This is a genomic window from Oligoflexus sp. (assembly GCF_035638955.1).
Taxonomy (GTDB): domain Bacteria; phylum Bdellovibrionota_B; class Oligoflexia; order Oligoflexales; family Oligoflexaceae; genus Oligoflexus.
Genome location: NZ_DASQYZ010000377.1, coordinates 1 through 4,462 on the forward strand (window position 1 = coordinate 1; position 4,462 = coordinate 4,462).

Here is a 4,462-nt window from a genome sequence, read left to right on the forward strand (position 1 = left end):
CACAGCAAAGTCCTGTTGGGTGCTTGCTGTTCAATCCTTTCAGGGAAATCCCTATGACGGCCACACCCTCTCTGATACACTCTGGATGATCAAAAATCTTCATAATCTCTGGCCGGAGGAAGTCTATCTGGACCAGGGGTATAAAGGCTTTGACGGTTTGATATGGGGATCAAAGGCCTATATCGCCGGCAAGGCAAAGAATCCACCGCCGAACATTAAACGCCGATCAAGCATCGAACCCGTTATTGGGCATATGAAGCACGATCACAGACTCGGTCGAAACCATCTTTTGGGTGCAAAAGGCGATGGAATCAACGCCGTCATGTCCGGAGCAGGCTTCAACCTTAGAAAGTTGATGGCCATCGTTTACGTGGGCATAAAACGCATTTTTGAACGATTTTGCTTTCTTCTGGGCCTCAACCATTCCCTGCATTCTGGACCCTCCATGGCCTGATCAAACTTTTTCAGGGCAGACGAAATATCTCAACAACATTGTGGAGCAGGATCACAGGCGGGTCCGGCAAAGGACAAGGTCCATGCTGGGCTTTAAAACCTTCATGTCGGCCGCGAAAACGATTGCCGGCAATCTCTGGTGTTTTGCAACAGCACCTTAATTTCCTTTAACCGCATTCAATAGCGCTTGGGCAACCGCTTTACCTGAATTCGGATTTTGCCCTGTGACAAGGCGGCCATCAACCACTGCATATGACGAAAACGGGAAGAAAGATTTTTGGTATTTTGCTCCCAAAGTTTTAAGTTCATCTTGCAGAAGAAAGGGTACTTCATTTTTCAACCCGGCAAGCCATTCTTCAGTATTTGAAAAGCCAGTTACTTTTTTACCAGCGATCAAAGGTTTTCCATCAGGACGAGTTAGGCTAAGCAAGCCAGCTGCACCGTGACATACAGAAGTAACGTAACCACCTTGATTATAAATCTGCTCTGCAACTTTTTTCAAATCAGGACTGGTACGGAAGTCCCACATGGTTCCGTGACCTCCAGTAAAATAAATTGCAAAGTACTCGGCTGAGTTCACTTCAGAAGCCGATTTTGTATTATTAATTTTATCCATAAAATATCGATCTTTTAGATGACCTTTCGCAGCTGCATCCATATACATCCAACTTTGACTCCGCTCATCCAAGGGAGTCTTGCCACCTAAGGGACTTGCAAAATCCATCTCAAATCCAGCCTCATTCATAATGTCATAAAAATGGGTGAGTTCAGTAACCCAAAGTCCGGTTGTATCGGTTCTATTAGGATATAGAGAATGGTTAGTTACAATTACTAATATCTTACCGGTTTTCATAGTTCACTTTCTTTTTGATTGTCTTTCGCCCAGGGCCCCTGGATTTTCTTCAGCATCAAGTCTGCTCATGGGTGGGGAGTGATGGCAATGATGGTGATCTCTGACTTGTCAGGACCGTAGCACCAAAAAACCCGGTAGGCTCCTGGAGTTTTATTCTGAGCATAGGCCTCAAACACCTTTTCCCCTTTCCGGAGAGGATTGGGGATGGACGAGTATTCATGCGTTTTCAAGCCGGGATGCCTGGGATTTGTCGCCAGAAGATCCACCGTTTTCTTGATCTGCTTAAATAAACCTTCAACAGCCGACTGACTTTTGCCAGTCTTGTGTCTGGTTTCATACGCCTGAAGTGCCCGCTGTTCAAGATCAACAAAAGTCTGCCGCGCCGTTGGGGTCCACTTGAGGGTAAAATCACTCATCTTCTACATCATCCAGCCAACTATAGTCCTTGCCAATACGCGGATCATCCGAGAACATCCCGGCGATCGCATCCGCAAGACCAGCCTGCACTGCAGCAGTTGCGGTCGGGTTCCTGAAGAGCCAGGCTTCCTCGGCGGGAATCACCTCAACACGGCGCACGCGGAACTCATGCTCACTAATAGCCTCGATGATCACCTGGGCCCCTGAGAGTTCGGGAATGGTGAGGCGGCCCTGCGGATCCACTTTTTTCACGGATGTCATGGGCATGTCCTCCCTGTGAGTTTCAACTTATCCTATCGGAAGAAATCTATTCTTCCTTTAAGGAAATTATCCTGAATGGATCAATACCATAATGGCCAACAGGGGTCAACCTAACCCTGATTGCTTAAAAAATAAGCGATCATAATACAGTAGTATTTTGGATATCATTTTAAAACCATTGAACAATATGGGCATCACACCGTGAAAGTCATGGAGCCCAGGCGCTCTGGAGGGATAGCGCCATTATGACCTATATGTGCATTCCTTGCACATTTTCTGGTAGCATGAATTATTTGACTTTTAGGGTGAGGCTTTCTATCCTGAATCATTGAAATAAAGATCGTTTGTCCAATTTGGATTCCCACCGGACGAGGGTTCCATGGATCTCAATAAGCTTGCCGAACTGCTTCAATATGATCATGACGAAGAGATCGATCTATCTGTGCTCGCGCCCGAACCGGCAAGCACAGTGAGGTGGATGGACGGATTTCAGCCAAGACCCCGAACCTGCATGCAGTATTTTGCGAACGCTCGCATCATATCGGCAGCGATTGATGACGGCCGTTCACAAAAAGCTGTGGCAGACGAGTTGAGAATTTCAAAGCAGGACGTCAGCCGCTATCAGAAAGTAGCACGTCGGTGGCCGATCGAGGCCTCAAGGCTGATCGAGGAAAATCCGGAAGTGTCGGCCGGCACAATCGTGAAGCTTGCCAATCAATCGTATTCAGATGTTCGGGGCGGGGACCCCAGGGGCAAGCATAAAAAGCATTCTCTGGTTGCTACCATTCGTGCCCTGGTGAAAGGCAGAAAACGTCCTGGGGCCATTCGAGGGAATGAAGCTCGAACAGAGGAATATCGGCTGAGACTGATCCAGGAAACCGAGAGGAATCAAGGCCTGGCTCAGGAACTAAGGGACTTGAAATCATCTGATTCCATCGACAGGATACGGTGCGAACGCAGGACACTTATAATCGAGAATGAGCGGCTTAAGGTCGAGCTAGCAAAACACGGAATCGGTGTGGGCCAACAGAGAAGAATGAGCGGCTTTGCTATGGATCCCAATCTCAACTATCTTCTTTCACTTTTTATAGCAAAAGTTCAGGTCGCTGTGGATATCGATCCTGATATTGGATTACTTGTTCTTAGCGCAGGGAACAAGGCTTCTCTATCAAATGCCTTGGAGAGGATGGTTTTGTGAAGTCGAAAACTCTTCTATTCAGTAATATGAGTGATCACGGTAAATGCGGATCTGATTTTCACGAAACTTGCTGGGCTTGAGAACAACAATCAACCCCTTTGCCAATCGATCCACAAAACATTACGGGGTCGCTGATCGTTGACTCTAAACTCGACTTGTGACGTTTTTTGGATTCAGCTTGGAAGGCATTTGCTTGCATGCGCTGCAAATTTCGCCATGGGCGTTCAGTTCACTGCAGAATCGTTAGTAATCCATCTGCTTCATGATCGCCGAACAGTGCCGGTTCATCTCAACAAAAACCTCGCGAAACATAATACCCGGGGATCGAAGCGCATGAGGGGGCCTGGGCCCTTCATGTGATGCACCTTGCGCTCATCCTTTCCAAGCATCCATTTAATATGGCCGTCGCAAACTGCAATTCTGGTCTTTCCGTTCACATTGATAATTTATTTTTTGCCTGACACCATCCTTTATGGTTCTGAAAATGGCAGTGTGGTCAACACCGACAATCCTTACAAACCTAGTCACCGTAGCTTCTATCCGCTCACGCCTCACTGCTACCTCCGGAAATCATAACTTCACGTACGGTAGTCGCCCATGCATAAGATTGTAGGGATTGCCTGTCCTGGCTGGTTGTGTTGCGCCTGGGTAAGCCCGTGGTATCCTGCGGGAAACCTCGGGAGGCTGGCTCATGCTTTTTGACATCAAAGGACATTGTTTCGAGCGTCAGATCATCATGCTCCATGTCCGCTGGTATCTCTCCTATAAGCTGAGTTACAGGGATCTCATGGAGATGGCCGCAGAGCGCGGGCTTGAAGTTGACCACAGCACCATTTACCGCTGGGTCATCAAGTTCACGCCAGGGCTGGAAAAGGCTGTGCGGCGCCTTAAGCGGCCTTCAGGCAAAAGCTGGTGCCTGGACGAGACGTATATCAAGGTCAAAGGCCAGTGGAAATACCTCTACCGGGCCGTGGATAAGGAAGGCGATACCGTGGACTATTTGCTGACAGCAAAGCGCGACCGGAAAGCCGCAAAACGTTTCCTGTGCAAGGCAGTCAAGTCAAACGATGAACCGATAAAGATCAATATCGACAAAAGTGGAGCCAACACTGCTGGGATCAATGACTATAACGACGACGCTGGAGCCGATATCGAAATTCGTCAGAACAAATATTTGAACAACATTATCGAGCAGGACCATAGGCCCATCAAGCAGCTATGCAGAGCCACCTTGGGCTTTGGGAGGTTTCGAACTGCAAGGATTACAATTGGTGGCTTTG

General features: G+C 47.9%; 5 protein-coding genes and 2 pseudogenes. 4 read left to right on the forward strand and 3 right to left on the reverse strand.

The genetic code is table 11. The features are described 5' to 3' along the window. Nucleotides 1-454 (forward strand): annotated as a pseudogene (locus VE954_RS32730) (IS5/IS1182 family transposase); the annotation flags it as partial. 16 nt (nucleotides 455-470) lie between these two features. Then, a pseudogene (locus tag VE954_RS32735) lies at nucleotides 471-584 on the forward strand (DDE-type integrase/transposase/recombinase); the annotation flags it as partial. Between the two features lie 26 nt (nucleotides 585-610). Here VE954_RS32735 and VE954_RS32740 read toward each other — a convergent pair. From VE954_RS32740 to VE954_RS32750, 3 genes are all read right to left on the reverse strand, one after another. Then, complete coding sequence (locus VE954_RS32740; RefSeq protein WP_324960961.1) at nucleotides 611-1,306, reverse strand: type 1 glutamine amidotransferase domain-containing protein; 696 nt, start codon at nucleotides 1,304-1,306, stop codon at nucleotides 611-613. Between the two features lie 65 nt (nucleotides 1,307-1,371). Then, nucleotides 1,372-1,722: a hypothetical protein gene (locus tag VE954_RS32745; RefSeq protein ID WP_324960963.1), complete on the reverse strand. Its 351-nt coding sequence runs from the start codon at nucleotides 1,720-1,722 to the stop codon at nucleotides 1,372-1,374. Further along, nucleotides 1,715-1,984: a hypothetical protein gene (locus VE954_RS32750; RefSeq protein WP_324960966.1), complete on the reverse strand. Its 270-nt coding sequence runs from the start codon at nucleotides 1,982-1,984 to the stop codon at nucleotides 1,715-1,717. Before VE954_RS32750 ends, VE954_RS32745 begins: the two co-directional genes overlap by 8 nt. A gap of 379 nt (nucleotides 1,985-2,363) precedes the next feature. Here VE954_RS32750 and VE954_RS32755 point away from each other — a divergent pair, with 379 nt between their 5' ends. Both VE954_RS32755 and VE954_RS32760 read left to right on the forward strand, forming a co-directional pair. Further along, nucleotides 2,364-3,182, forward strand: coding sequence for a hypothetical protein (locus VE954_RS32755; protein WP_324960968.1), 819 nt, complete (start codon nucleotides 2,364-2,366; stop codon nucleotides 3,180-3,182). A gap of 691 nt (nucleotides 3,183-3,873) precedes the next feature. After that, nucleotides 3,874-4,462, forward strand: a 589-nt coding sequence (locus VE954_RS32760; protein ID WP_324960970.1) for an IS6 family transposase, incomplete at its 3' end; no start/stop codon positions are given.

Bases quoted from the DNA above. Each gene is read 5' to 3' on its own strand.
- VE954_RS32740 (WP_324960961.1), bottom strand. From the start codon at position 1,306: ATGAAAACCGGTAAGATATTAGTAATTGTAACTAACCATTCTCTATAT.
- VE954_RS32745 (WP_324960963.1), bottom strand. From the start codon at position 1,722: ATGAGTGATTTTACCCTCAAGTGGACCCCAACGGCGCGGCAGACTTTT.
- VE954_RS32750 (WP_324960966.1), bottom strand. From the start codon at position 1,984: ATGACATCCGTGAAAAAAGTGGATCCGCAGGGCCGCCTCACCATTCCC.
- VE954_RS32755 (WP_324960968.1), top strand. From the start codon at position 2,364: ATGGATCTCAATAAGCTTGCCGAACTGCTTCAATATGATCATGACGAA.